The organism is Variovorax glucosi (genome assembly GCF_051216695.1).
Taxonomy (GTDB): domain Bacteria; phylum Pseudomonadota; class Gammaproteobacteria; order Burkholderiales; family Burkholderiaceae_C; genus Variovorax.
The window spans coordinates 1-1,062 of sequence record NZ_JBPJZE010000359.1 but is presented as its reverse complement, the minus strand read 5'-3'; the positions used below and the strand labels follow the sequence as shown (position 1 = coordinate 1,062).

3 protein-coding genes are annotated in these 1,062 nt (G+C 65.7%); all 3 read left to right on the top strand.

Features of this window, described 5'->3' with window-relative positions; genetic code table 11:
* Positions 1-128 precede the first annotated feature (128 nt).
* Positions 129-452: an ArsR/SmtB family transcription factor gene (locus ACSFA3_RS25660; protein WP_435468880.1), complete on the top strand. Its 324-nt coding sequence runs from the start codon at positions 129-131 to the stop codon at positions 450-452.
* A gap of 2 nt (positions 453-454) precedes the next feature.
* Positions 455-892 (top strand): YeeE/YedE family protein, encoded by a 438-nt coding sequence (locus ACSFA3_RS25655; protein WP_435468878.1) that lies wholly within the window; start codon positions 455-457, stop codon positions 890-892.
* A 17-nt stretch (positions 893-909) separates the two neighbouring features.
* On the top strand, positions 910-1,062 hold a 153-nt coding region (locus ACSFA3_RS25650; protein ID WP_435508134.1), incomplete at its 3' end, for a DUF6691 family protein.

Genomic DNA, 1,062 nt, shown 5'->3' with positions numbered 1-1,062 from the left:
GGTGCGGCGGGACGCGGTGGTCGGTGTCATGGGAACTCCTTCTGTAATGCCTGGGGTCAGGCCCTCATTCAAGTCATCAACATTATATTAATTGATATAATGTAAAAACCCGAACTGACACTGCTCCCATGAAGGTTTCCACCCTCGTCATCGACCCCGAAGCGCTGCGCGGTGCCGCCGGCCAGGCGGTCGCCATGCTCAAGCTGCTGGCCAACGAAGACCGGCTGCTGCTGCTGTGCCAGCTTTCGCAGGGCGAGATGTGCGTGAGCGACCTGGAAAGCGTGCTGGGCATCCGCCAGCCCACCTTGTCGCAGCAGTTGTCGGTGCTGCGCACGGAAGGCGTGGTCAATACCCGCCGCGAGGGCAAGAACATCTACTACAGCGTGGCCGACGCCGCCCTGCTGGAGATTCTCGCGGTGCTCTACCGCCTCTACTGCCCGAAGGAGAGTTGAAGATGCCCACCGTCGACTGGCCTCATTTCACGCCTTGGGCCGCGCTGGCCGGTGGCGTTCTCATCGGCATTGCCGCGGCGATGTTCGTGCTGCTCAACGGGCGCATCGCCGGCATCAGCGGCGTTTTGGGCGGATTGCTGCGCCCGGCGAAAGGCGACGTGGCCTGGCGCGCGGCCTTCGTGCTCGGCCTGGTCGGCGCGCCACTTGCCTACGGCCTGTTCGCCGTGCTGCCCGCGGCGCGGATCGACGCAGGCTACGGCGCGCTTGCGCTGGCCGGCCTGCTGGTTGGCGTGGGCACGCGCTATGGCGCGGGTTGCACCAGCGGCCACGGCGTGTGCGGCCTGGCGCGGCTGTCACCGCGTTCGCTGGCGGCCACCGGGGCTTTCATGGGCGCAGGGTTTGCCACGGTGTTCGTGGCGCGCCATCTGTTGAACCTGTGAGCAAGGAGCGATTCGCCATGCTGACAGTCATCGCCTCCTTGCTCGCAGGCCTTGTCTTCGGGCTCGGCCTCATCGTGTCCGGCATGGCCAATCCGGCCAAGGTGCTCGGCTTTCTGGACCTCGCCGGACGTTGGAACCCGGCGCTGGCCTTCGTGATGGCTGGGCTCATT